Here is a 24,597-nt window from a genome sequence, read left to right as displayed (position 1 = left end):
TTGGGGCATGATGTGGTGTTGAATAATACGGGCACAGGACGGTATGATTTTTGGTGACGGCATTTTTGTTTCCTTCCCGAAACGTTTTGCCGTCATTTTTGTGCCTAAACGATGGTTATGTCAAAAGTGAGGGTGGGTCAGTGTCATAATATTGCTTTTTTTGCAAAAATCGGTTATAAATACCTAGTCAATAATCTGATGTACCTACGAGACACGGGGAGGGTCGATGAACCAAGGCGTTACGGTTTTGGATTGTGATTCCTGCAGTCCCGATAATCCCACCGCCGGGGCGGCGGCGGCGCATCCCGATTCGGGACTCGACGTCCGGTTGGCGATTGTGCATTCGCGGTACTTGTACCACGACTACGACGCTGGCGTGGTGGACCAGGAGGCTACGGACGCACTGGCGCGCTACATGGCCGCCACCATCCAAGGCATGCTGCGGCGGATGGGGCTCCAGACGCCGGTGTTTATCGGGGAGCCTTTCCGCAGCGTCATGGGGCCTAAGCAGCACGTGGATGAAACAGACTACGACCTGCACGGTGATGGTGGGCGCGAGCAGCCGGCCGGGAATTTCGCGGATGCGTTGGCGTACCAACGCGAGCTGGCATTGCAGCATCGGATCAACATCATCAACGCCGGCCCGGCACACGGGGTGGCGAAGACGATGCAGATGCTGGGCGATGCTGGGCTGTTTGGCCAGCTGGGACGGCTCGTGACCCAAGGCGGCGTGCTCGATCTGCCCAAGCTGCCCGAGCTCCACTTGGTGGGCGGGCCCGGCATGACATACAACTGGGCCTGCGACAACCAGGCGGCCAGCCGGATGCTGCGGGGGCATCCGGACGTGTCGGTGATCACGCCGAACCACACCAAGGACCCCCGGCTGGGCGTCTGGCCGGACCAGCTTGAGGCCATGGGTGTCCACCCAGTGCTCGCGGCCCCTTACCGCGAGCACTTTGAGGCAGCGAACGAAAGGACGCCATCTCGGAGGGGTAAGCCCCTGGCCGTGCACGATCTGCACTTGGTCTTCATGCTCCGGCAGCTACTGCTGGGTGAAGCGGGACCGTACACCTGGGCGCCGCTCGAGATGAAACCGCCCGTGCCCTGGATGCGTCAACTCGTGAAAGACGTGGACGCGGATATGTACTTCGAGCTCATGCGCAGGTTTACCTGCAACTGAACTCGGCTCCAAAGCCCCGGCTCTTGGTCGCAACGATGCGGCGAAGGGCCGGGGTTGGTTTTTTTGGATGAGATAATTTCTGGTGGCTACGGGTAGATTCGAACTACCGACCAAGAGCTTATGAGTCTCCTGCTCTACCACTGAGCTACGCAGCCATACGGGTACCAATAATAAAAGTTTGAGGGCAATAAGGCAAGACCGGGGGCCCGGTCCGCCCTCTCGGGCAGGCCGGGTGTGTCCCTTCGGCTCATTCTTCGGAATCGGCGCGGGCAAAGCGCCGGAGAGCCGCCTCGACTGCCGTTTCGCAGGTCTGCACATCGGTGCTGTCGATCTCGACGAGGTGGTGCCGCTGCGGCGAAGACGCCTGCCAGTCGCTGACCGTGCTCGGGGTTTCGTTGCCGGCATCGATCAGGATGAGATTGATCTTGGCGATCCGGCAGGCGGCGGTGAGCCCGGGCAGTAGCGCGTTCACCAAACCCAGGGCGGGGCTGGAGGCGATGATCGTCACCCGGCCATACCCCCAGGCCGGTGACGTGACGAAGCCGAGGATCCCCCACGCCACCTCGGTCGGGTCGTGGTTGGTGGGGCGGTAGTCGCAGACCTCGCCCACTTCGCCGTGGCGCTGCATGAACGCGATGAGGCTGGGGGCGATGGTGAGACCGACATCGGGAATGATGAGGATCAGATGGTGCGCCAGGTGATCTCCGTCGGCGGCGGCGCTGTAATGGTGCTGCAGCGAGGGCGGAGGATTGGCAGGCCTGGGCCCGACGAGCATCAGTGCGTGTCCCGATCGGGACATAATAAACACCCCTTTCGGGGGCCGAGTGAATGAGCGAGAGGACAGCCAGATCATAGGCCTATCATGAATAATTGCAAGAAAGGCCAAACCCGGCCTGCTCGCGTGAGCAGGCCGGGCGGGCCCCTTGATGTTCGATCCCTTACCCCAGCTGGCTGAGCGCCTGCGTAAATGCGATCATCCAGGCATTGGGATAGCCCAGAAGATCGATGTGGCCACTGGTGACCGGCACGAGCTGCAGATGCGGGTAGATACGCCTCCAGTGATCGTAGGCGGTGGCCGCCACGGTATCGCGGTGGGTGGAGCGCAGGTAGATTGCCTGTACGCCGTTGCGGGCCGGATTGGGCCGGAGCGGGGCGTGGTGGACGATGTACCCAGCTTGATCGGCTAGAGCCGAGGGCTGATAGAGCCGGGCCTGGCGATGGAGCGCATCGAGCTGCACCTGGCTGGCAGCGGGCCCGAGCTGCAAAGCCGGCGGCGGCCGGAACACGAGCTGGTTGATGGGCCAGAACGGCACTGTGCCGAATACCGGGCCCAGCGGCACGTGCGCCGCTTTGCGCTGGGGGCCGCTGATGATGTCGGCTCCGCCGGTGGGGGCGTCGACTAGCACCAGGTCGCGGCGCGTGATGCCCGCGAGGTGGTTCAGCCCACGGATCTCGTCGTCGGCCAGCAGGCCACCGAGCGAGGCGCCCATGAGCGTCAGCCGCGTGTAGCGCGGCGGACCGCGCCGGCTGAGGCTGTGCTCGAGGTAGGCGTTCAGATCGGACACGATCCGCGCCGAATCGAACCGCCAGTGCGGGTACTCCACCAACAGCACGTCGCCAAACAGCCGCCAGTATGGCAAGAGATTGACGGTGAGCGCCGTGGCATTGCTCTGGTAGCCGGTCTGGAATATCAGGAGCCGGCTGTGGGCGGAGGCCTCGGCGGATGTAGTGGGGTATAACCGCAGCGTCGGCTGGGTGGGCAGGGCTGCTCGTAGTGCCGTTACGTCCACGAAAAAGGACGCGGCCACGAGCAGGAACACGATGAGGGCTTTGGCGCGGCGATGTCGCCCGCGTAGCAGTCTCATTTGGATCACCACCCCTAGGGGGTCGAAGGTTCAAGGGACCAGCATATTATGCAGTCTTGTTTTGATTTATCAATAGTCGGCCGGTTGGCAGGCATTAAAAAACCGCCCGGAGGCGGTGTTTTTGGGATAATTCCTTGGTAGCGGGGGCAGGATTCGAACCTGCGACCTCTGGGTTATGAGCCCAGCGAGCTTCCGAACTGCTCCACCCCGCGGCGTATACCGTTGTATAATGTACCAGAAACGTCCTCCGAGGTCAATGCCGGGGCTCGCAAGTCTGGTGTACCATTAAGCACAAAGGAAGTAGTGAAATGAAGCGATTATGGTTGGTAATGGGAATGTTTTTGGCGCTCGTGCTAGCGCCGGCGGTGGCCTTGGCGGCGGCAACCACCACAGGGAATGTGGTGCTGGCGAAGGGCGATAATCGCACCGGGACGTATTATGCCGCCGGCCAAACGGTGACCGTGGACGGCAATGTCGCCGGGGACGTGGTGTGCGCCGGGCAAACGGTGGTCATTAACGGCACCGTCGGCGGCGATGTGCTGTGCGCCGGCCAGACGGTGACGGTAAACGGCGCTGTGGCCGGCAGCGTGCGGTCGGCCGGGCAGGTGGTGACGATAAACGCGAGCGTGGTGCGCAACGTAACGGTGGCCTCACAGAATTTGGTGATCGGCCCGGACGCGCGCGTGGGTGGCGAGGTAGCGGCGGCTGGCGACACGGTGGCGCTGAGCGGTCCGGTGGCCCAGGCCGTATACAGCGCGGGGCGAACGCTCAGCATTGATGCGCCGGTGGGCGGCAGCGTGACCGCGATGGCGGACGAGTTGGCGCTGGGCAAAGATGGACGCGTGACGGGTAATTTGGATTATACGAGCAGTCAGACCTTTACCCTTGATAAGGGCAAAATATCGGGTCAGGTAGTGCGCCACGCCCCACCGCAGCCATCGCGCGGGCCGACCACGGCGGCTGACCGGCTGACGATGTTGCTGTACTGGATCGTGGCGATGCTCGCGGGCATGCTGCTGGCCATTTGGCTGGCACCGCGACTGGTGCGCTCGGTGACCGGCATGATGATTCAGCGCTGGGAGGCGAGCCTGGGCTGGGGGGCAGTGGCAGTGGTGCTGGCGCCGATCGCAATACTTATACTCGCGGTGACGGTGGTGGGCTTGCCGGCCGCATTGTTTGCAACCGCGCTGTGGGTGCTCGTGATGATTTCTTCGGGTTTGTTTGCGGGGGCGGCCATTGGGCGGCTGGCGCTGCGCGGCGAGGACGACCGCCGCGGGCTGGCGATGGCTGCATTGCTTGGCGTGCCGCTCGTGGTGCTGGCCGGCTGGGTGCCGGTGCTCGGCGGCTTGGTGGGGCTGGTGGCGGCCATCTGGACGGCCGGTGGCGTGGTGCTGGCCGTTAACCGTGCGCGGGCGCTTGGCTAGGTGCGGCCGCTCAAAAAGTCAAACCACTGCTGCAGGTTGGATTTTTTGGGGGCGGCTTTGGCTGATCCGGCCGCCGCGGCAGGTGCGGGGCTGCTGCGGGGGATGATGACGACATTTTCCCCCGGCGCCTGGAGGCCGAGTTTGGCCCGGGCCTCGCGATCGCGGAAGGCATCGGTGTTGTAGTATTGAATGCGGTAGGCTAATTCGTCTTTTTGGCTTTGCAGCAATGATATTTGCGCATTGAGCTGATCGATTTGGCGCCCGAGCCGGTAATTATGTTGGACCGTTTGGACGAGCACCACCACCAAATACAAAATCACCAGCACCCCGATGAGGTTCAGGACGTTCGTGCCGCCTAACTTGATTTTGGGAAGCGTCATTGATCCTAGTATAATACGTTTTCGGGGGTCCGTAGCTCAGTGGTTAGAGCAGGCGGCTCATAACCGCTTGGTCGCAGGTTCAAATCCTGCCGGACCCACCAATGCACTTATGTTTAATGGTACTATGGTTCTATTATGGCCAGTCAGCACCATCAGCCTGCTTCGGAGCCCCACTATTTGGTACTAGCGCAACTGTGCGAGCCGAACTACAAGGCGGAGCGAAAATTCCTAGACGCCGAAATGGCCTATGTGGAGCGCAAATTGGACGAGATGCGTCACGGCTGGCGACCGTCGGTGCCGTCACTAGGGTTTTTTAGCCGCAATGATTGGCACAAGTATGCGCATGAACTGGCAACCTATGATCGGCAATTGGAGCACTACGCCGCCGAAGTAGACGAGGGCGTGGTGCCGGTGCGATTCTCGGTGATCAACGAGGCTGAGGTAGCCGATACGAATGTGCACGTGGCGGTGAATGTAAAGGGCGGCCGGATCGATGCGGCCAAAAAACCACCGGCGCGGCCGGCGCGGCTCGACGGATCCGGCAAGGGTTGGCCGAAGTTGGCGGTGCCGCGGCCGGGCTTTTCGCGACGGGCCATTAGCATTAAGCCGCATACCGTGGGCGCAGTGCTATCGAATCTGGGCGGCCGCGACGGCGTGGGGCTCGTGAATGAGACGCTGCATTTGCACTTGGGGCCGGACACTGAGGTGTCATACGTGATAATGTCGCAGAATGTGGCGCACGAGACGGGCGAGGTGGAACTGGTGGAGAAAGCTACTTCTTGAGTAGCTGTTCGGTCTGGTCGCGCAAACTGGCGTAGTCGGTTTTGCCGTCGTATTTGACGCCGTTGAAGTACAGCGTGGGCGTGGAGTCCACACTTAGGGCATTGGCGTCGGCGACGTCTTGATCGATGAGGCTCTGGAACTGCTTGTCGGTGAGGGCCTTTTTGAATTTATCGGTGTCGAGGCCAAGATCTTTGGCGTAGCTGACGAATTTGTCGGTGGGGTCGCTCAGCGTGGACCAATCTGACTGCGTTTCGTAGAGTTTGTCGTGCATTTCCCAATATTTGCCTTGATCACCGGCTGATTCGGCGGCATTGGCACTGGCCGTAGCGTTTTGGTGGAGGTTGGTGAGGGGGAAGTTGCGGAAGTAGAAGGTGATTTTGCCGTCGTAATCCTTCATGAGCTGCTTGAGCCCGGGATAGGCGGCGCCACAGGCGGGGCATTGGTAATCGCCGAATTCAACGAGCTGGATGGCGCCCGTGCCCTCTTTTTGGCTGTTGTCGCGAATAAGTTTGGTCTTGTCGCCAACGGGGGCGGGGGTGTTTTGACCGCTGTTGGCCAAGGCAAAGAGGCCGATCATGGCGCCGACGATGACGACGAGCACAGCGGTGAGGATTTTGGCTTCGCGTGACACGTTGATATCTCCTTACGGTACCGATATTAGCATACTTCGTTATACTTACTCTTAATGAGGCGACTTGGGTTACTGTTGGGGCTTTTTATGGTGGCTTGGCCGATGGTGGCCGAGGCCGGCGACTATGCGATGTTGAGCCCTCTGACCGGCACCGGATATGAGCATTACTACCATGCCCGGGTGACCGCGACCGGACCGAACCGCTCGGTAGTGGTGCGGCTCCTGGAGGGTCCGCGCCGAGGGCAGACTATAAACATACCTGCCGATCGGACGGCTCTGATTGAGCGGACTCCCCTGCCGGTGGGGGCCGAGGTGGTCCTGGGGGTGCCGCCCCGGGCGCCGGATACTCCGGAGTCTTATTTCTTGATTGACCATTACCGGCTGGGTACCTACGCTTGGCTGGCGGCCGGGTTTGTGGCCTTGGCGATAGGGATTGGGCGGTGGCGAGGCTTTACGGCCTTGGTTGGGCTGGCCGTGAGCTTCGGGATCATCGCGCTGTGGATTATCCCGGGGATTATTCGCGGGAATAATCCCTTTACTACCTGCCTCACGGGCACCTTTATGATAGCCGGGGCGTCATTGTACCTGGCGCACGGTTTTAATCGCCGCACCAGCCTAGCGCTGGTTGCCACGGTAGCGACGTTGCTGGCGGGAACGGCACTTTCGCTCATAGCGGTGGGGGCGGCAAACCTGACGGGTCTGGCCGGCGAGGGCGCCGCTGCACTGGCTTTCCAGGCGGCGCCGGGGCTGGATCTGCAGGGATTGTTGCTCGGCGGAATGATGATTGGGGTATTGGGAATTCTTGATGATATTACTACGGCTCAAGTGGCCGTGGTGGCACAGCTGCATGAGGCGAATGCGGCCCTATCGGCGGCGGAATTGTACCGGCGGGGGTTGCGGGTGGGGCAGGAGCACATCGCGTCGCTGATTAATACGCTAGTGCTGGCGTATGCGGGGGCGTCATTTTCCTTGTTGGTGTTTTTGGCAGTGCATCCGGCTATGCCACTTTTTATGACGCTCAATAACGAATTGATTGGTGAGGAGGTCATTCGCACGCTGGTAGGGGGAGCTGCGCTGGTGGCAGCGGTGCCGCTCGCTACGGTGCTGGCGGCCTATATCCTTCCCCGGCTACCGCGGCGGGCGTTGATGCCGGAATGGTGGCCGCGGACGCATCGCTAGCTCAGGGGGCCGGGGTCGTCGGGACCTTTGGACCGACGGCGGAGCCAGAGCGCGAGGAAAATGAGGAGCCCGAGGAAGCCTAATCCGCCGGCGGCCATGCCTAGTATGAGCACGGTGTTGTTGCCGGACCCGGCGGCGGGTGCGGGCGTGGCGGACGCGGTGGGGCTGGGCGAGGCTTGGGGGCTGGCACTAGATGTGGGCGCCGGGCTGGCCGAGGCCTCCGGGCTGGGAGACGCGGTGGGCCCGGCCGCAGCCGGCGATGCCGCGGGCGTGGCACTGCTCTGGGGCTTGGAAGAAGGCTTGGGCGTGGGGGTGGCAGTAGCTGTGGGCGCGGCAGAAGGTGTGGGTGTTGGAGTCGGCGTGGGGGTCGGTGTCGGAGTCGGGGTGGGCGTTGGAGTTGGGGTTGGGGTGGGTGTGGGAGTCGGCGTTGGAGTGGGCGTTGGCGTGGGAGTAGGGGTGGGCGTGGGAGTGGGAGTGGGAGCCGGGTTGCAGGTGTTATAGCAGACGGTGTAGGCGCCGGGGGCGGCTGGGACTACGGCGTACGATACCCCTTTAATATTCACGGTGCCGTATGAGACCGTGACAGCATCGCGCGACACGGCTGTGACTGATCCGGTGGGGCCGGTCGCGGGGATGAGTGTCTGCATGCCGGTGGCGCCGCCGGCGGCGGCCAGGTTGAAGGTTAATTCGTTGCCGCTAAAGCCAAAGCCGGTGAGGCTGGAGGCGCCGCGGCCGTCTTGCCAGGTGAGGAGCTGGTCGGCGGAGATCATGGGGACGTTGCGGGCCGTGGCGGCGGTCATGAGCTGTCGGTCGTAGCTATCGGTCCAGTCGAAGTGGGTGCCGAACACGCCGTAGTAGCCGCTGGCGCCCAGGGCATTGTCGAGCATGGTAGTGATGTCGGCCGGGTGGGGGCGGCCGGATTCATTTACGAGGTGGCTGACTTGCTGGTAGACGTCAATGAGGGAGCCGTCGGTGTCGGCGTAGCGCATGGGCAGGCCGGAGCCGTTAAACAGGCCGTCGCCGGCGGTGGTGTAGGCTGTGGGGTAGTAGTAATAGCCGGCGTCGAGGCGAACGCCGTTTTGGACTTCGGCTTTGGGCAGGCTGGCCCAATCGCCCCACGGCACACAGTGCCAGCGGTTGGTGCGCTGGCTGGGCAGGCTGGTGTATTTGGACCGGAAGGCGCCCAGATCACTGGCAAAAAAGCTGAGGTAGCTGGCTTCGGTGTAGCTGCTGCCACAGCCGCTGCTGAAGGACAGGTGGTCGGCCAATTCGTGGCCTTGAGCGGCCAGGCTGGCAGCGGCGGCATTGGAGAGGGGCGTGTTGGTGTAATACCAGGAGGTCATGCGGTCGCACTCCCAGTCCAAGAGTGAGCAATTGCCTGGACTGAGGCCGCTCAGACGCACCATGGAGGTGTAAGTGCCTCCGGCGGTGGCGTGGTCGTCGCCGGCCATCATTAATACCGCCTTGGGCAGGGTATTAATGCCCACCTTGGGGAAATACCAGAAGTGCGGCAGGGGCAGGGCGGTGGACATCATTTGGGTGATGAGGTTGCCGAGCAGGCGTTGCTGTTCGTCGGCTTGGGGGATGGCGAGCTTGGTGGGGTCGTTCCAGTTGGGCTGGACGTCGCCGATTTTGGCGCCGAAGTATTGGTCGTCGGAGCGATCCAGGGAGTCGCCGTCGCGGTCTTGGCCGGCCCAGGCCGGGTTGCCCTGGCGCAGATACACGATGGATTTGGCCAGGTCGTAGGTGAAGGCGGCGGCCTGGCCGCTGCCGGCAGTGGCGAGCGAGACGGCCGGCTTGGTGGTGGCGGTGGCGGCGTCGGTGTAGAGGTCGGCCACGGAGCTGGCGCCACTGAGGGTGTAGCGGTCGGCCGGGCCTTTGTATTGCATGGAGGCGCTCTCGATGCCGGAGCCGGGGGCGCTGCCGGTGTTGACCTTGAGGTAGGCGTTGGTGAGGGTGGCGGCGTCGTCGGTGAGGCCGAGCAGGCCGGCGAGTTTTTTGTCGGGGTGGCTGGCGATGAGTTTACCGCCGGCGTTCACCCAGGTAGAGAGCATGGAGGCTTGGGGAGCCGACAGTGCGACATCGCCGAGCACGACGAGCTGGTAATTGCCGAGCATGGTGGCGTCGACGGTGGCAAGGTCGACGGTGGCGAAGCTGTTGTAGCCCTCGGCGCGCAAGATTTCGGCGAAGTAATCGCTAAAATGATTGGTGCTCGACGTGATAACGAGGATGGGTCCACCGGGGCCGGCGGTGGGTGAGCCGCCGGGGGTGGCGCCCACGCTGAAGGTCCAGGTGAAGTCGCTGGCGAGATGGTTGCCGGCCAGGTCGGTGATGGCTGATCCTCCCCCGCCGGCCAGTTTGGCGGTGTACTCGCCGGGGGCCAGCGGCGACGACGGCTTGATGGAAGCTGTGAAACTGGCAGCGTCGTACGATACTGAGGCGGCGACCGGCGGGCCGGTGGAGCCGGTGACGGTGAAGGTGCTCGTGGTGATGGTGGCGGGATCGAGTTGTTCGTTGAACTGCGCCGTGTAGGGGCCGGCGGCGAGCACGCCGTAGGACGAGGACTTGGGCTGAGTGACGGTTACGAGCGGCGGGGCGGTATCGGGCACGACGGTGTCGTAGACAACATCCACCCAATAATTGCTGCCACCGAAGCTCTGGTAGGGGTACGCGCTGACGCCGTCGGCAAACACACCGTTGTGGTTGTCGCCGAACCCGTCGAGGGCGGCGGCAGTGACGTTGGCAGGCACGTGGAGCGTACCGGCGTCGACGGCCGAGCTGAGCCCCCCGGAGGTGCGCGCAAAATTGCCGTCGGCGGCGTAATACGAGGCGACGTAGAGGGTGCTGGCGGTGACTTTGACCGGATTGTCGAAGGTGACGGTTTGCCAGCCGGTGCTGGTTTCGGTGCCGAAGGTGGCTTCGGCCAGCTTGTGGCCGAGGCTGTCCCAGAGGTGGCCGACGTGAGCTCCACCCATACCAGTATCTTTGTAAAATCGCACGCCCAGGATGTAGCCATCGGCGTCGGCGGAGAACTTTACGCCCGGCTCCAAAGGCTGGCCATTGCTGATGACCGACACCGACGGGTTCGTGGACCAGATAGTGCAGGGGCACGGCCCGGCACTACGCGTGCTGGACGGCAACAGCGCGCTAATTAATCCCAGCACAAGCACTATTGCCCCACAGGCCAACGATAGCTTATGGTGGGGTTTCATGAGCTAATCATAAGGACTTTCCCTCGCTAGTTCAAACCTGCGGGTAGCGATTTATTCCCAGCTGAAGAGGCGTGTGGCGATAAAGCTCGCTATGACACCCCAGATAATGAGGCCGAGGAGGTCGCCGCGGACGGCCCATAGCGATGCGTTGTCGTTGGCGACGTGGCGCAGAGCGTCGGCGAGGTAGGTGAGCGGCAAGTAGCCGGTGACCACCTGCAGCACGTGCGGGAAGGTGTCGCGGGGGAAGAAGGTGCCCGAGAGGAACATCATGGGGAACTGGATGAGCTGAGCTACTGGCTGGGCTTGATCTTCGTTTTTGGCCCAGCCCGCGATGGCGAAGCCGACGGCCATGAAGACGGCGCTGCCGAGCAGGGCCAGCACCAGAAACGCGGGGTAATTGGCTGGATCGAGGTGGAAGCCAAAGAACGCCAGGCCGATACCGGCCAGCAAGGCCGTTTGGAGCACGGCCATGATGAGCCGCGTGAAGCCCTGGGCCGCCAGGAAGCTGCCGGGGTGGATGGGCGTAGCCTGGAGCCGGCGCAACATACCGGTGGTCTTGTACGACACGAACCCGAACGCGACACTAAAGATGCCAAGCTGCATCACGGAGAGGCCGATCATGCCGGGCAAGAGGAAATCGATGTAGCTGAGGTTTTTGGTTTTGACGCCGCTGGCTTCGACCGAGATGATCTGGGGCGCCTTGGTGATGGCGTTGTTGAGGTTGCCGGCTAGCTGCTGCACGATTTGGGCGGCCGCCTGGCCGTTGCCCGGCTTGGCCTCGTTGTAATGGGCAACGATTTTGGACGTAGCCGGCCGGCCGTTTTGGTCGGTGCCAAAGTCTGGCGGCACCATGACCGACAGGTCGGCGTCGCCTTTGTCGAGGTCGGTTTGGGCGTCGGCGGGGCTGACCTCTTTGATCTTGAACGCTGGAATTTTCTCCAGAGCCGACTTGAACTCGGTCGCTAGCGGAGCAGATGATTGATTGGTGAAGTCGATTTTAAACGAGGCCGACGTATTTTTGAAAATCGAACCGAAGACCACGATAAACACGACGGGGAAAAACAACGAGAAAAAGAGTGCGGTGCGGTTGCGGAAATACATTTTGAGCGAAGCAACGGTGAGCCCGCGCAAGGCCACAAATGAGCGTCGACTGATAGCCATAATTAGTCCCTGAGCTCCTTTCCGGTCAGATCGATAAACACATCTTCGAGCGTAGCCGCCTGCACCTTGGTGTGAGGCTTAAAGCCACGACCTAGGAGTTGGCGGATAAGGTGCTCGGGGCTGTCCATAGCGATAATCTTGCCTTCATCCATGATCGCCACGCGGTCGCAGAGAATTTGCGCTTCTTCCATGTAGTGCGTGGTGAGGATGACGGTGGTGCCTTTTTTCTTGATTTGGGCCACCAGGTCCCAAAGGTTGCGGCGGGCCTGCGGGTCGAGGCCGGTGGTGGGCTCGTCGAGGAACACGGCCAGCGGCTTGTTGACGAGCGTGGTGGCGATGCTAAAGCGCTGGGCTTGGCCGCCGGATAGCTCTTTGGCTTTGGCATCGGCTTTTTCCTCGAGGCCGACCTCGCGCAGCAGCTCAAGGGGGTCGGTGGACTGCGCGTACAGGTCATTGAAGAGGGCCAGCAGCTCGACGAGCTTGAGATTGGGGAAGAAAGCCGAAGATTGGAGCTGAATGCCGATGCGCTCTTTGACCTCATAGGGGTGGCGCTGCACGTCGAGACCATCGAGCGTAACACTGCCGGAGGTAATAGACCGGAGGCCCTCGATCATTTCCAGGGTCGTGGTTTTGCCGGCGCCGTTGGGCCCGAGAATGCCAAAGACTTCGCCTTTTTTGACGGCAAAACTTACGCCCTTGACGGCCTGAAAGCCGTCGGCGTAAGTTTTGCGGAGATCTTTGACTTCGAGCAGAGCGTCAGCCATACGCCTTAGCGTATCACCATCAGGCTGCCTTGGCGACCTTGTTGATCTTCTTGAGAACGAGCAGGCCGGTGCGAGGATTCTCGACATCGGTGTAGCCCTCGGGCATCGCGTCAACGGCGCCTTCACGAACTTCGCGTGCAAAGAAATAAATCCGCTGCAAACGGCCACCCTTGAGAGTGACGTCCTTCATGTGGAGATAATATTGCTGTCCCTTGGAATTGATTTTGGAATAGGCCATGGGTATTCCTGATTAATACTCTTATCTGTATTATGCTTATGCTATATCTGTTGTCAACGGGATTTTTCAGTGCATAGGGAGCAGAGGCCCGTGATTTCGAGCTGGTAGGTGGACTCGATGTAGCGGCGCGATGCTATGATTGAGCCATGAAAATTCCGACAAAACGACTAGCAAACGGGTTTGAATTGCCTGTGTACGGCTTGGGACTGTGGCAAATGGGCGGGCGCTGGGAGGCTGACCGCAGCCACGACGAACGCGAGGTGACGGCGATCCGAGCGGCGCTGGAGCGGGGCGTGACACACCTTGATACGGCTGAGGTTTACGGCGATGGGCATGCGGAGGAGCTCTTGGCGCGGGCGGTGGAGGGATTTGACCGGAGCAAGCTCACGGTGGCTACGAAGGTGAGCGGCGTTCACCAGTCGTACGACGGGGTGAAGCGAGCTCTGGCGGCCAGCTTGGAGCGGCTGAGGATGGATTATGTGGATTTGTACTTGTTGCACGAATTTCCGGCGCCGGGGCTACGGATTACAGACACGATGCGAGCTATGGATGCGTTGGTGGATGAAGGATTGGTGCGCCATATTGGAGTGAGTAATTTTTCACCGGCCCGCTTGGCGGCGGCGCAGGCGGCGAGCGCGCATAAACTCGCGTGCAATCAGGTACATTATAATGTGCAGATTCGAGAGGCGGAGCGGCGTGGAGTGCTAGCACAGTGTCAGAGTGAGGATGTGATGTTGGTGGCGTACCGGCCGATGGAAAAGGGAGCGCTGGCCGGCGCGCCGGCGCTAGAGGCATTGGCGCGCAAGTACAACAAGACCCCGACGCAGATCGCTATTAACTGGCTGGTGAGCCAAGATCATGTGGTGACGATTGCCAAGACAAGTCGGGTGGACCATCTGGAGGAAAATTTGGGTGCGCTTGATTTCGCGATGGAACCCGACGACGTGGAATGGGTGCGAAGCGAGTTTCCGGATCAGAAAGGAGCCAACGGGGCGGTGCCGCTGGATCATCCCGGTGATGTGGCACCTTGGTAGGGCCTAAACGTCCGCAAACAGGGTGACGTTGTCTTGGCTGACGCGCAGCACGCCGCGGCCGATCTGGAATTCGAGGCGCTGGAAGCCGGTGTTTACCACCACGGCGCCGCTGGTGAGCAATGAGAAAAAGTTGATGTGGCCGGGCAAAATATCAAACGGGCCGGTGCGGTTGGCGGCGCTGAGCGAGACGGCGTCGCCTTGGTAGTAGGTCTGGTAGGGGCTGAGGATTTTGAGCTTGAAGCGCTTGGTTTTTTTGTCCATCTGGTGTGGTGGCTGCGGAAAACATTAGTATCTTGCTTGCGAACTCGACCTCTTTGCTGCGTGGGGGCGTTGTTTTGTCTGGCGCGCGCGGCGATACTAATGTTTTCCTTCGCTCTACCCCTTTCTTGACATTAAATCAAAATCTCTTCGACGCCGCTGAGGGTTTGTTCGCGGGAGAAATAGGTGCCGGGGATGCCGTTGAGCTTCTCGGTGACGAACATGCTTTGGGCAAAGAATTCGATAAGCTTTTTGGCCTTTTGGTAGTCGGCGCGGTCTTGGGGAGAGAGCTCGTTTTCGCCGATGATGGCGATGATGTTCTTGAGCGAGTCGTATTTTTGCATGATGGCCTGCACCTGGGTGACAAGCAGATAGTGCCTATCCCCCACTATTTCGGGGGTGACGAGGCTGGAGCTAGTGCGGATGAGGTCGACGGCGGGCCGGATGCCGGCCTCGGCGACGGCGCGGGAGAGCACGATGACGGAATCGATTTGGGAGCTAATTTCTTGCACGGCCGGGTCGGTGAGGTCGTCGGCCGGCACGTAGATGGTCTGCACGGCGGTGATGGAGCCGTTGGCGTTGGAGTAGAGGCGGTCCTGGAAGCGCTTGAGGTCGGAGAAAATGGTGGCTTGGTAGCCGCCCTCGGACGGGATTTGGCCCATCATGGTGCTCAGCTCGTTGCCGGCCTGGATGTGGCGGTAGACGTTGTCGACGAAGAACAGGATGTCGCGTTTTTCTTCGTCGCGGAAGTATTCGGCGAGGGTGGTGGCGGTGATGCCGACCATGGCGCGCATGGCGGGGTTTTCGTTCATTTGGCCGTAAAACATGGCGGTGCCGGAGAGCATGTCGCGCTCTTTGAGCGTTTCGTAGAGCTCGTGGCCCTCGCGGATGCGCTCGCCAATGCCGGCGAAGAAGGCGAGTTTGGATGGGTCTTTGCCAATGTTGTTGATGATTTCCATGATGAGGACGGTCTTGCCGACACCGGCGCCGCCGATGATGCCGATTTTGCGGCCTTTCACGAAGGGCGTGAAGAAGTCGAGCACTTTGATGCCGGTTTCGAGCAGCTCGTCTTTGTTGGTGAACAGCTGTGAGCTGGCGGCGCTCATATATACGCTACGGCGCGGTACGTCGGGGCCGAGGGGCTCGAGGTTGTCGGCAGGCTGGCCCACGGAATTAAACAGGCGGCCGAGGGCTTTGGCGCCGGTGGGCACCGAGATGGTGGTGCCGGTGGAGACTACCGCGGCGCCGCGAGCGACGAGCGAGCTGGTCATGTAGGTGATGCAAATGGCGTCGCGGTGCTCGTTGAACGATTGGATTTCGAGCAGAATTTCGGGGTGGCCCTCGATGGTGAGGATTTCGCGCAAGTTCGGGCGGCCCTCCCCTTGGAAGGCGACCTCCACGATGAGTCCGCGGATGCTGACGATGCGACCAGTGTGGGCTGCGGTAGTGGTTGCCATAACGCTTATTGTTATTTTACATGATTTGAGGCATGGGAGCCACGCCCTGGGTGGATGTTCGCCCAGGGCGTGGCGGTGCGCCTACGCTATCCGAATGCAGGTGAGGGGGTTTCTCGGACTTGGCCCTTCAACCGACCGGCCAGCAGGCGGCGGTACATTGTGAGGATCTTCGTGGAACGCAGCGATGACGCAGAATCTTGACGTGAGCTGGGTGAGGCTGCCAGCGGTGGTCAACACCTCCAGCACCGTGCCTGCGGGGACGAGGACGAATTGATGGTCGCGGCTTTTTGCTCTGCCAACGGTATGGGTCTTGATCACAGCGCCGTTGATCTTGTACTGGATACCGTTTCCCGTCCAGCTCCCCGCCCAGCTCCCTCCCATCTCGTAAATACGGCCATCTTCTCGGTGATGCTCTATGCCCGGAAAGGCAAGAACATGTAGGTCGGAGTCGGGTAGGTAGACCTCGTGGTAACCATCTGGGGTATTGGTAGGGCCGGTAGCGAGCTTGACGAGAGATGGGGCAATGAGTAGCGCCAGAGGAATGGCGAGTAGCGCCAACAGCCGCGTACGGTTGGAGCTTTGCCGTGTACTGTTGGACATGGCGCCTCCGGCTGGGTCGCGACGACGTTACGTCGTGCGGTGGCAGGTGAGAGGGGGCTGGGGGTCGATGGTGACACGCAGGAAAGCGCGCGGGGGCAGATGGGGGGTTGTTTCGTTTTCTCCTTCCCGTAGGATCGAACACTGCTGCAGCAGCTTGAACCTCTTCCCGGGTACGCCCTCAATCGACCGACCGACGGCGTGAACCGTTACTTCAAGCTCATTGCCCGCGGAAAGGAGGTAAGCCCGTGTGAGTTCACCGGCTGGCGTCGCGGCGGGATGGTCGGCTACTACGACACCATTGACGAGTATCTGGATGCGGCTGGTATCCGTGCGCGAGGCGGACCCCCACACACCATGCAGGATGTATTTGACACGCTCGTCGGTGCCGTCCTCCATGGCCACTCCGTCCGGCAACTGGTTGACTGCGATGCCGGGGCCTGCCAGCGGATGGGGGTTGGCGATGACATGTGCCAGTGCGAGGGTTAGCGCGATCGCTCCGGCAGCCGCGATGACGCTTCGAATCGGCCTTGATCTGGTAGCTTGCCTGGACATGGCGCTCCTGTGGGTAGGTACGGCGAGGTTGTCTTGGCGTGGGCCTACGCGGTGCGACTACAGGTGAGCGGCCCTTGGTCGTTGTCCACGACGCGACGCGCGGCGTTGGGCGGCAGGGTGGGTGTTGTCTCGGATTCGTTGGGCAGGAGGATGAAGCAGCTTTGGATCAGGTCCTCGATTCCGGTCGGGGCTACAGCGAGGGCTGAGGCGGTGACCGTCACGGTGAGCTCCGATCCGGCAGGGACGGAGTATGTGTGTTCGGTGCCACCGCTCGGTGAGTAGCCGACGGAGCCACCGGCTCGCCTGCCATTGATGCGAAGATCGATGCGATTCTGGTTCTTGAAGTCGGCGTTGAACCACGAGCCCTTCATGGTGTATTTGCGCATCTCAGGCGATTGAACGCTGCCGTTGTTGCCAGCTAAATGCGCAGCCACGAGGGTAAGCGCTACCACGACAGCAGCCATACCGAGGCTTCGTATGACCTTGTTTCCGGATCTTTGACCAACGCTAGTCGGCATGTCCCCTCTCTGGGAGGCGTAGGTGCCGGCACCTGAGGTATTTGGGTGCCCAAGAAAGTACGATATCAATGTGTTTAAGCTGAGGCAAATTATTATTGTAGCGCACGAGAGCTGGCCCCGGGATGGTACGACGTTGGGCCATCCCGGGGCTGTTGGTTAGCAGGCGAAGGAGCGCCTGTAAACTGCGGGGCCTCTACACGACCCTCGTGCACATGAGTGGGCCCTGGTCGTCCCTCACGATGTGCTTCACATAGTCCCCAATGTTGGCATGGCCCGAAGAGGGTCGCTGTACTTCGCCGGGCCGCGTAATAGAGCATAGCTGCTCGAGGGGTTCATTGGATCGGGGATTGCTCCGGGCAGTCACGATCACCTCGAGGACGGTTCCGGGAGGAACAGAGATAAGAGCACTCAGGAGGGCGTGATCATCCTTGCTCGTGTATCCGGGTGGAACGCCGAGGCTTGGAGGTGGCGGTTCGCCGTTGATGAGAACCTTGATCTCGTTGGGCTCCTCGGTCCCTGCATGGATCCATGCGCCCTGGATGCGGTACACAACGTCTGAATCTGAGGACGTATCCGGCATGGCTCTGCCTTTGATCAGGCCGAGGATTGCTAGTACTGCTACTGCGAGGATTCTTGCGATCGACGCGCTTCGACCCCTGGATTTTTGCTGCGTGCCGGTTGACATGGAGCTTTCTCCTTGTGCCGTGGGTGCGGGGACTTGGTGCGGGGTTGCGACACCTTCGATTATTATACGGGATTGGGGGCAGCGATTTAATTCGCGTGCAGCGCGTTCATAGCGTTGACGATTTCTTTGATGCGGTCGTCGGCCTCGCCGCGGCGCGCGCGGTTGTAGTTCATGACGAGGAGGGTTTGGAGCTCTTTGGCGCGCTTTTTGGCCGCCGACATGGCGGTGAATCGCGAGGCGTATTGGGCGAGGCGGGATTCGAGGATGACCTGCGAGAGGGCGATTTCCATCATGACCGATTCGAGATAGCGTACGACGTCATCGACGCTGGGCTCGAACAGGTAGTCGCGAGGGCTGATGATGTCGGTGGTTTTGGCGGCTTCGGCGCCGGTGGCCAGGGTGCGCACGCGGCCGAGGAGGTCGATGCGGCCGACTTCCTGCACCGACAGCGACACGTAGCGCTGGAACCAGACGGTGGGTTGCTTGTAGCCCAAGAGTTCGTCGACGATCGGCGAGACATCGATGGCTTGGTCGATGTCGGGCAGGCGGAAGTAACGCTTGATCTTGGCGTGGTTTTGCACGAATTGCGTGGCGCCGTGCGCACCGATCACAATGAGGTCGGTGGTGGTGGGATCGATGTTTTCGAGCACGGTTTTGACGATGCGGCCGTCAATGTCGCCCGATAGACCGCCTTCGGACGTGAGGGCTAGGAAGACGTTGGGTTTGTCGCGAGTCGGGCTGTTTTTGCCGGTGAGACGGTCTTGGGGGTCGACCCGCAGCTGGGTGTAGATTTGCCACAATTCGGAAAAAAACTGCTGGCTGCGCGCGACGCGGTCTTTGATTTTGCCGATACGCATGGAGGCGATGGACTCGAAGATACCCGTGAGCTCGGAGACGGTGCCGACCTGGCCGGCTTCATGCTCGATGCCCAGTGAACGTGAACTCATTTTTTGGCCTCGGGGGCAGGGGCGGGCGGCGCTGGGGGCTGGCCGGGGGCGGCTGGGGAGGTGGGGGCGGCTGGGGGTGCAGCCGCTTGCACGGTAACCTCAGCCAGCAGCCTGGCGATGGCGCCGTCCCAGTCGGATTCGGCGGTCATGGTGGGCGCCAGCTCTTTGGCTTTGCGCTTGAGACTGTCGATATTGATGGTGATTTTACCCTCGGTTTTCATGACGGTACCTAGGATGAGATCTTGCTCGTTGCTGGAGTAAATCATGTCGGGGGGTTGTTTGAGGGCTTCGTAGATTTTTTTGCCGAGCTCGAGATCGGCGCGTGATTCGATGGCTAGCTCGGAGCCGAAGTGTGAAAATTCGGCGGCTTGGCGGTAGGCGGCGAGTTTTTTGAAGAGGCTGGCGGTGAGCTTCTTTTGGCGCTTGGTTTGGCCGACGCCGCCGACGCGGGAGACGGACAGGCCCACCGAGATGGCGGGACGGATGCCCGCGCGGAAGGCCTCGGTATCGAAGATGAGCTGGCCGTCGGTGATGGACATGATGGAGGTGGGCAGCGGCGCGGTGATATCGTTGTTGGGCGTGAGTACCACGGGGATGGAGGCGAGCGTGGCGCCGTTTTTGACGAGGCGGCCGGCGCGCTCGAGCAGGCTGGAGTGAGCATAGAACATGTCGCCGGGGTAGCTGGCGCGGCCGGGGGCGACTTTGAGCAAGAGGGAGAGTTCGCGGTAGACTTTGGCGTGGTTGGAGAGGTCGTCGTACACAATGACGCCGTCCTTGCCACCGTGCCAAAAGTGCTCGGCGATGGTGGCGCCGATGTAGGGCGCGAGGTACGACTGGGTGAGGGAGTCAAAAACCGAGGCTACGATGATGGTGCAGTACGAGATGGCACCGGTTTCGTTGAGTTTCGAGATGAGGCGGTCGACATCGGATTTGCGCTTGGCGATGAGCACGTGCACCACGAAGCGGCCGGTGTCTTTTTGGGCCAGCGTGAGCTGCATGGTGAAGGCTGATTTGCCGGTTTTGTTGTCGCCGAGCACCGCGATGCGTTGGCCTTTGACGAGCGGGAAGAGTTGGTCGGAGATGGCGACACCGGTGGTAAGGGGTTCGGTGAGCTGCTGGCGCTCGATGATGCCGGGCGCCACCTTGAAGACAGAGTCGAAGTGGCTGAAGGTGATGGGACCTTTGCCGTCGAGCGGCTGCCCTGTGACGCTCACCACGCGGCCCAGCAGCGCGTCCCCTACCCCGGTCACGATTTCGTCGGCCTCGATGACGGCCAGGGTGCCGATGGGGATGGATTCGGCGCTGAGGTTGAGCACCATGACGGTTTCGGCCCGGACTTCGCGCACGAGGCCTTGGTAGCCGTTGTCGAAGTAAATGAGCGCATTGATAGCCACGCCGCCCATACCCTGGATGGTCACGAGGAAACGGTCGACGCCGACGACCTCGCCGGTGGGACGGCCGTCGGCTACTAGTTTGGCAAATTTGGGATTATCAAACACGTTTTAATATCTCCGCCATTTTGCTGCGACCGGCCACCAGCTGCTGCTTCCAGGTGTAATCAAACACTCGGTTGGGAGTGCGCACCACCAGCCCACCGCCCAAGTTGCGGTCGGCGACGAACGAGAGCAGGAGGCGCGGCGACACGTTGGCGTGGAACCAACTCACGATGGTCTCGCGCTGTGCGTGGTTGGGTAGGGCGGCTAGCATGATGTGAATTTCGGGCAATTTGAGCCCGCGCAGGTAGGCGAGGAGCTGTTCGAGGCTGTCGAGGGTGGCGGGCGCATTCCCCTGCCAGGCTTTAATGACGAGTACGGTTTCGGCCGAGTGGCTGGGCTCTTCTTTGGCTTTGGCGCCCACAGTTTTGCGGATTTGGTTTTGGCGGGTCCAGTCGAGGTAATATTGGAGGTCGTAGATGACGGATTCGAGCAGCGCCGGACTGTAAATGGCGGGGGGTAATTCGAATACTGGTGGCGCAGAGGCGGGCGCTACGGGGGTGGCCGCTGGAACCGGCGCGGTTGCTACGGGCGGCATGGCGGGTGCAGCGGAGGTGGTTGAGGGGATTGGTTCAGATGCCATTGAGGAGGTCCTTTCGGATTTCTTCTTTGTGCGCCTCGAGGCTCGTGAGAATGAACTGCATCTGCGCGCCGAGGTCAACGCCGCTGCCCAGGGCTTCGGAAACATAGCTCGATACGACGTCGCCGATTTTGGCGTCGAATTTGTCGGCCAGGTGCTTTTTTTCTTCGGCCAGCTCGGCCTCCATGCCGGCGTGGAGCTCCACGCGCTGGTGCTCGACGGCTTGGTGGATTTGCTCCATGGCCTCGGTGGCGGCGTGGCGGACTTCCTCGAGCGTCTTCTGGTAGGCCTCGAGCTCCTCCTCGATCACGGTGGTGGTGAGGCGCGAGACCTGTTCGCCGAGGCGCGTGGAGGTGGCCTTGAGGTCGACGCCAAAGCCCTGCGACGCTTCGGCGATTTTGGCTTCGTAGGCGGCTTTTAGTTTGGCTTCGAGCTCGACGGCGGTGGGCTCGGAGATCTTGATGGGCTTGGGCTGACCGGCGGCTGCGGCCCGAATTTTGGTGGCCCCGCGCAGCTGAACGTTTTGCACCACTACGACGATGAGCATAATCACGATTACGACTGCTAAAATGAGAACTTCCATATTCACCTCGATATCACCAGATACATTGCTACCGCCGTGACGGCCAGAATCAACAAGGCGAACCCGCCGACCGCCAACATGCCCTGCAAGACGCCGCCCTTGGATAGTGGGTTGCGCCCGATCGAGATAATGCTGTTGCGCACGGCCGAATAGAGCAACACGCTAATGCTGATGATGGCGACGATGAGAATAAGCCCGGCGATAATGATGCGAATGGGCGAAACGGCCTTGCCGGCGAGGGTGTTGGAAAGGTTTTGGAGCCAGTTGGGGATCACATACGATTGCTTGCCGTCGGTGGAGGTGTAACTGGAGACGGCGATGACGATGGGGATTTGGCCGATGGCAACCTCTTTTTTGCCGCTGCCGTCGTCGACGGTGCGCTTGGTGACACCGTCACCGCTGCCGTTGAAGTCGGCCTGGGCCGTGCCAATGACTCGCGCGCTCGAGGTGCCGACTTTCTGGCCGACGCCGGCGATTTGCGAGATGGTAATGTAATCGCCCACGTGGATGTCGCCGCCGGCCGTGCTCACGAGCACGAGCGCGCTGCCGGTGGTGGTGACTTGCACCTGACCGGATCCGGTGCCGCTGAGCGAGATGGAGGCCGACGACGGCGGCACCACCACGCCAAAGAGGCGGGCGACGTTGTTGAGGTCGGCCACCACCACGCTGCCGCTCGACTTGGGATCGAGCGACACCAGGCTGCCGGCGGCAATCGCCGTGGTGGTGGCATAGCCCTGCGACAAGCTGGCCAGCGCCGGTGCGGCGGCGAGCAGCGCGAGAGCGGCGACCGCCAAGCCGGTTAATCTGCGCAGTTTCATGAGCGGATCGCCCTTTTCACGCTGTTCACGGTCACCTCTATAGTCCTTATGATTATAGCCGGTGTTGAGGCGCGCGCCAAGCAAAATTTGGGCCAATTCTGAGAACGCCGCGGCCTGGACACTCTATTGGTGCTCATGTAACATAATCCTAACGCTAAGTTTAGGTGGAGATAGATTTCGTATGGACGTACGACGACAAGGACAGGTAGCCGATAACGGATTGGCCGATGTGCCGGCGGTCTCCCGCAAGAGCGGTGGTGGCGGGGGGATGTTGAGCAAAGTAGTAGCCATAGTGCTCGTGTTAGTGGGCCTAACGGTGCTGGGATGGTTTGCCAGCAAAGCCTACGCCGCAGCGACGGCCGACAGCGGCGTTAAAGGCAAGCAGTACCAGGCAGTGTTTTTGACGAACGGCCAGGTGTATTTCTGTAAACTCACCAAAGTCGATAACAGCTACGTAAAGTGTACCGACATCTACTACCTCCAAGTGCAGCAAACGGTGCAGCCCAAAGATACCTCGGCCGCGGCGGCCGCCAACAACCAGCAGGTCTCGCTGGCAAAGCTGGGTGGCGAGCTCCACGGACCTGAGGATGTAATGTACGTGAGCCGTCAGCAAGTGTTGTTCTGGGAAAACCTGAAGAATGACGGCAAAGTGGCCAAGGCCATCGCGGACTACAAGGCCAGCGGCCAGAAGTAATTCAGCCGCACGCCCACTAAAAAAGAGCCCCGAGGGGCTCTTTTTTTGACCGAAGTGTGTTCGCAGCGGAGTAGGATTCTAGTAGCTTTCGAGTACCTTGATTATTCTATCACTCACGGCGTCGATCTCGATGACGGCTTTTTCTTGTAGCTCCTTGGTGCCCTTAAGATTGAGCTCGGGGACCTTAGCACGGTCAAATTCCTGAATCGCCAAATGGTTTTCCATAGAGATTGCAGGCAACTGCCCATAATCTTGCAGCGAGCCAAGTGGCGTACTCCAGCTCCTTTCTACAAGCCCATTTCTGCCGTGCTTTTCGGATAGATATTGTTTGACCTCTACGGGGATGTTTTCTGTCCAATCCCGCTGTCGTTTAACAATCTTCTTGTCGTATGTATTGAAGGAGTTCAAGATATAGCCGATAAAGAGGGCGTCACCCTTGAGGACCTGATTGCTGGGCGTACTTCCTGCGACTACCGCTGCTTTGGCGGTATTGTTCCATTGCTTTTTCCATATCTCAAAAACACTGCCGAGGTTTTTTATACCTTGGACGCTGTAGCTATCAGGAGTCACGGGAACCACGAAGTATTCCGCCCCCAGGAAAATTACTCGGTTTAGAACCCCTAAGCTCGGGGAGGTATCGATAATGAAGATATCGACTTTTTCGCGTGCGCCGACTTCGTTTAGGTAGCGATCAATGGCGCTCGTGTCCGAGTACCCTCGCGGGTTGCCTGCGGCGGCTTCATTATAGCTGGCAATCAGTATATTCTCGAAAAGCGAAAGTTGGATATCGCCGGGTAAAATGTAGAGATTCTCCCGCACATGGGTGAGATTAATAGAGGCGTCTATATCGCCGCTACCGTCTATTTTTGGCTTGAGCACGTCATAAACCGTTCTCTGATTCTCGGTAAACAGATTATCTTCGTAAAATGTGTGGCTCAGCGCCTGAAGTGTCAGGTTACATTGGGGGTCGAGGTCGATGAGTGCAGTCTTGTAGCCTTTCTTGGAAAATTCAACGGCAATATGAAATGCTAGAGTGGTTTTGCCCACTCCGCCTTTGTTGTTGCAAAATACAACCTTCTTGGGTCGCACAAACTTCATAATTCTAGTTTACCTTCAGGGGTATGATATTACCACAATGTCATGCATCTGATTGAATCCACTAAAAAAGAGCCCCGAGGGGCTCTTTTTTTGACCGGACGATTCGCTGGTTAGCGAGGAGTTTCGGTCTTGGGACGGGCTTCGCTGACGGTCAGCTTGCGGCCCTCGAACTCGGCACCGTCGCCCTGGGCGATAGCGGCGTCGGCTTCGGGATCGTTGGTCATCTCGACAAAGCCGAAGCCCTTCGAACGGCCGGTGGCGCGATCCATGATTACCGCGGCGGAGAGAACTTCTCCGTACTGGGCGAAGAACTCACCGAGCTCTTCATTGGTAGTTGTATACGGCAGGTTGCCGACAAACAGTTTCTTGGCCACTTATACTTGGCTCCACTTACATCGCCAAGCTTTGGGGCCGGGACGACAATTCCGCCTTCGGGGCGGATTAACATTAACGCAGGCATTAT

27 protein-coding genes and 3 tRNA genes are annotated in these 24,597 nt (G+C 60.5%); 7 read left to right on the top strand and 23 right to left on the bottom strand.

All coding sequences use genetic code 11. From position 1 onward, the window contains the following. Nucleotides 1–226 precede the first annotated feature (226 nt). Nucleotides 227–1,180 carry a hypothetical protein gene (locus VMT30_03390; protein ID HVQ43983.1) on the top strand — a complete coding sequence of 318 codons (954 nt, stop codon included), beginning with the start codon at nucleotides 227–229 and terminating at the stop codon, nucleotides 1,178–1,180. Between the two features lie 80 nt (nucleotides 1,181–1,260). Here VMT30_03390 and VMT30_03385 read toward each other — a convergent pair. The 4 genes from VMT30_03385 to VMT30_03370 form a co-directional block, all read right to left on the bottom strand. Continuing rightward, nucleotides 1,261–1,335: transfer RNA gene (locus VMT30_03385), tRNA-Met, on the bottom strand. A 92-nt stretch (nucleotides 1,336–1,427) separates the two neighbouring features. Beyond that, nucleotides 1,428–1,979: a hypothetical protein gene (locus tag VMT30_03380; protein ID HVQ43982.1), complete on the bottom strand. Its 552-nt coding sequence runs from the start codon at nucleotides 1,977–1,979 to the stop codon at nucleotides 1,428–1,430. A gap of 139 nt (nucleotides 1,980–2,118) precedes the next feature. Further along, entirely contained in the window at nucleotides 2,119–3,045 is a 927-nt protein-coding gene (locus VMT30_03375; GenBank protein ID HVQ43981.1) for a hypothetical protein, read from the bottom strand. 135 nt (nucleotides 3,046–3,180) lie between these two features. Next, a tRNA-Met gene (locus tag VMT30_03370) sits at nucleotides 3,181–3,257 on the bottom strand. A 96-nt stretch (nucleotides 3,258–3,353) separates the two neighbouring features. On the opposite strand from VMT30_03370, the gene VMT30_03365 reads away from it, so the two are divergent. Then, nucleotides 3,354–4,469: a hypothetical protein gene (locus VMT30_03365; GenBank protein HVQ43980.1), complete on the top strand. Its 1,116-nt coding sequence runs from the start codon at nucleotides 3,354–3,356 to the stop codon at nucleotides 4,467–4,469. Here the strand turns inward: VMT30_03365 and VMT30_03360 are convergent. After that, complete coding sequence (locus tag VMT30_03360; GenBank protein ID HVQ43979.1) at nucleotides 4,466–4,849, bottom strand: septum formation initiator family protein; 384 nt, start codon at nucleotides 4,847–4,849, stop codon at nucleotides 4,466–4,468. The two genes, VMT30_03365 and VMT30_03360, sit on opposite strands and share 4 nt — an antisense overlap. 25 nt (nucleotides 4,850–4,874) lie before the next feature. Here VMT30_03360 and VMT30_03355 point away from each other — a divergent pair. Continuing rightward, nucleotides 4,875–4,950, top strand: a tRNA-Ile gene (locus tag VMT30_03355). 34 nt (nucleotides 4,951–4,984) lie between these two features. Then, nucleotides 4,985–5,632: a hypothetical protein gene (locus VMT30_03350; protein HVQ43978.1), complete on the top strand. Its 648-nt coding sequence runs from the start codon at nucleotides 4,985–4,987 to the stop codon at nucleotides 5,630–5,632. Here the strand turns inward: VMT30_03350 and VMT30_03345 are convergent. Beyond that, nucleotides 5,622–6,263: a thioredoxin domain-containing protein gene (locus tag VMT30_03345; GenBank protein HVQ43977.1), complete on the bottom strand. Its 642-nt coding sequence runs from the start codon at nucleotides 6,261–6,263 to the stop codon at nucleotides 5,622–5,624. The two genes, VMT30_03350 and VMT30_03345, sit on opposite strands and share 11 nt — an antisense overlap. 54 nt (nucleotides 6,264–6,317) lie before the next feature. Between VMT30_03345 and VMT30_03340 the strand changes: the two genes are divergently transcribed. Beyond that, nucleotides 6,318–7,442 (top strand): YibE/F family protein, encoded by a 1,125-nt coding sequence (locus VMT30_03340; protein HVQ43976.1) that lies wholly within the window; start codon nucleotides 6,318–6,320, stop codon nucleotides 7,440–7,442. Here VMT30_03340 and VMT30_03335 read toward each other — a convergent pair. The 4 genes from VMT30_03335 to VMT30_03320 are packed head-to-tail and all read right to left on the bottom strand — an operon-like array spanning nucleotide 7,439 to nucleotide 12,769. Continuing rightward, nucleotides 7,439–10,654 carry a DUF4082 domain-containing protein gene (locus tag VMT30_03335; protein ID HVQ43975.1) on the bottom strand — a complete coding sequence of 1,072 codons (3,216 nt, stop codon included), beginning with the start codon at nucleotides 10,652–10,654 and terminating at the stop codon, nucleotides 7,439–7,441. The two genes, VMT30_03340 and VMT30_03335, sit on opposite strands and share 4 nt — an antisense overlap. 51 nt (nucleotides 10,655–10,705) lie before the next feature. After that, a complete protein-coding gene (locus VMT30_03330) occupies nucleotides 10,706–11,815 on the bottom strand; it encodes an ABC transporter permease (protein HVQ43974.1) in 1,110 nt (369 codons plus the stop codon). A gap of 2 nt (nucleotides 11,816–11,817) precedes the next feature. Next, nucleotides 11,818–12,579, bottom strand: a complete 762-nt coding sequence (locus VMT30_03325) for an ABC transporter ATP-binding protein (GenBank protein ID HVQ43973.1) — start codon at nucleotides 12,577–12,579, stop codon at nucleotides 11,818–11,820. Between the two features lie 19 nt (nucleotides 12,580–12,598). Next, nucleotides 12,599–12,769 (bottom strand): hypothetical protein, encoded by a 171-nt coding sequence (locus tag VMT30_03320; protein ID HVQ43972.1) that lies wholly within the window; start codon nucleotides 12,767–12,769, stop codon nucleotides 12,599–12,601. Nucleotides 12,770–12,963: 194 nt separating this feature from the next. Between VMT30_03320 and VMT30_03315 the strand changes: the two genes are divergently transcribed. Then, nucleotides 12,964–13,851: an aldo/keto reductase gene (locus VMT30_03315; GenBank protein ID HVQ43971.1), complete on the top strand. Its 888-nt coding sequence runs from the start codon at nucleotides 12,964–12,966 to the stop codon at nucleotides 13,849–13,851. Nucleotides 13,852–13,854: 3 nt separating this feature from the next. Here the strand turns inward: VMT30_03315 and VMT30_03310 are convergent, their stop codons facing one another. From VMT30_03310 to VMT30_03260, 11 genes are all read right to left on the bottom strand, one after another. Beyond that, entirely contained in the window at nucleotides 13,855–14,112 is a 258-nt protein-coding gene (locus VMT30_03310; protein ID HVQ43970.1) for a hypothetical protein, read from the bottom strand. Between the two features lie 131 nt (nucleotides 14,113–14,243). Beyond that, nucleotides 14,244–15,566 (bottom strand): F0F1 ATP synthase subunit beta, encoded by a 1,323-nt coding sequence (locus tag VMT30_03305; GenBank protein ID HVQ43969.1) that lies wholly within the window; start codon nucleotides 15,564–15,566, stop codon nucleotides 14,244–14,246. Between the two features lie 81 nt (nucleotides 15,567–15,647). Continuing rightward, complete coding sequence (locus VMT30_03300) at nucleotides 15,648–16,166, bottom strand: hypothetical protein (GenBank protein ID HVQ43968.1); 519 nt, start codon at nucleotides 16,164–16,166, stop codon at nucleotides 15,648–15,650. Between the two features lie 27 nt (nucleotides 16,167–16,193). Further along, nucleotides 16,194–16,718, bottom strand: coding sequence for a hypothetical protein (locus VMT30_03295; GenBank protein HVQ43967.1), 525 nt, complete (start codon nucleotides 16,716–16,718; stop codon nucleotides 16,194–16,196). A 44-nt stretch (nucleotides 16,719–16,762) separates the two neighbouring features. Beyond that, a complete protein-coding gene (locus tag VMT30_03290; protein ID HVQ43966.1) occupies nucleotides 16,763–17,182 on the bottom strand; it encodes a hypothetical protein in 420 nt (139 codons plus the stop codon). Between the two features lie 247 nt (nucleotides 17,183–17,429). Continuing rightward, entirely contained in the window at nucleotides 17,430–17,921 is a 492-nt protein-coding gene (locus VMT30_03285; protein HVQ43965.1) for a hypothetical protein, read from the bottom strand. Between the two features lie 86 nt (nucleotides 17,922–18,007). After that, nucleotides 18,008–18,868: a F0F1 ATP synthase subunit gamma gene (locus tag VMT30_03280; protein ID HVQ43964.1), complete on the bottom strand. Its 861-nt coding sequence runs from the start codon at nucleotides 18,866–18,868 to the stop codon at nucleotides 18,008–18,010. Continuing rightward, nucleotides 18,865–20,367, bottom strand: a complete 1,503-nt coding sequence (locus VMT30_03275; GenBank protein HVQ43963.1) for a sodium-transporting two-sector ATPase — start codon at nucleotides 20,365–20,367, stop codon at nucleotides 18,865–18,867. Before VMT30_03275 ends, VMT30_03280 begins: the two co-directional genes overlap by 4 nt. Beyond that, the gene (locus VMT30_03270) at nucleotides 20,360–20,944 is read right to left on the bottom strand and encodes a hypothetical protein (GenBank protein HVQ43962.1); all 585 of its coding nucleotides are present in this window, start codon (nucleotides 20,942–20,944) and stop codon (nucleotides 20,360–20,362) included. Before VMT30_03270 ends, VMT30_03275 begins: the two co-directional genes overlap by 8 nt. Beyond that, nucleotides 20,934–21,524 (bottom strand): hypothetical protein, encoded by a 591-nt coding sequence (locus tag VMT30_03265; protein HVQ43961.1) that lies wholly within the window; start codon nucleotides 21,522–21,524, stop codon nucleotides 20,934–20,936. Before VMT30_03265 ends, VMT30_03270 begins: the two co-directional genes overlap by 11 nt. Nucleotides 21,525–21,526: 2 nt before the next feature. Beyond that, complete coding sequence (locus tag VMT30_03260; GenBank protein HVQ43960.1) at nucleotides 21,527–22,342, bottom strand: hypothetical protein; 816 nt, start codon at nucleotides 22,340–22,342, stop codon at nucleotides 21,527–21,529. A 181-nt stretch (nucleotides 22,343–22,523) separates the two neighbouring features. Between VMT30_03260 and VMT30_03255 the strand changes: the two genes are divergently transcribed. Then, a complete protein-coding gene (locus VMT30_03255; protein HVQ43959.1) occupies nucleotides 22,524–23,036 on the top strand; it encodes a hypothetical protein in 513 nt (170 codons plus the stop codon). A 78-nt stretch (nucleotides 23,037–23,114) separates the two neighbouring features. On the opposite strand, the gene VMT30_03250 is transcribed toward VMT30_03255, so the two are convergent. Continuing rightward, nucleotides 23,115–24,134, bottom strand: a complete 1,020-nt coding sequence (locus VMT30_03250; GenBank protein HVQ43958.1) for an AAA family ATPase — start codon at nucleotides 24,132–24,134, stop codon at nucleotides 23,115–23,117. A 110-nt stretch (nucleotides 24,135–24,244) separates the two neighbouring features. Further along, the gene (locus VMT30_03245) at nucleotides 24,245–24,508 is read right to left on the bottom strand and encodes an RNA-binding protein (protein ID HVQ43957.1); all 264 of its coding nucleotides are present in this window, start codon (nucleotides 24,506–24,508) and stop codon (nucleotides 24,245–24,247) included. Nucleotides 24,509–24,597 lie beyond the last annotated feature (89 nt).

Source organism: Candidatus Saccharimonadia bacterium (assembly GCA_035544015.1).
In the GTDB taxonomy this organism is placed as follows: Bacteria; Patescibacteriota; Saccharimonadia; order UBA4664; family UBA4664; genus UBA5169.
The sequence above is the reverse complement of the archived record's forward strand: the minus strand, read 5'-3'. Positions and strand labels throughout refer to the sequence as shown.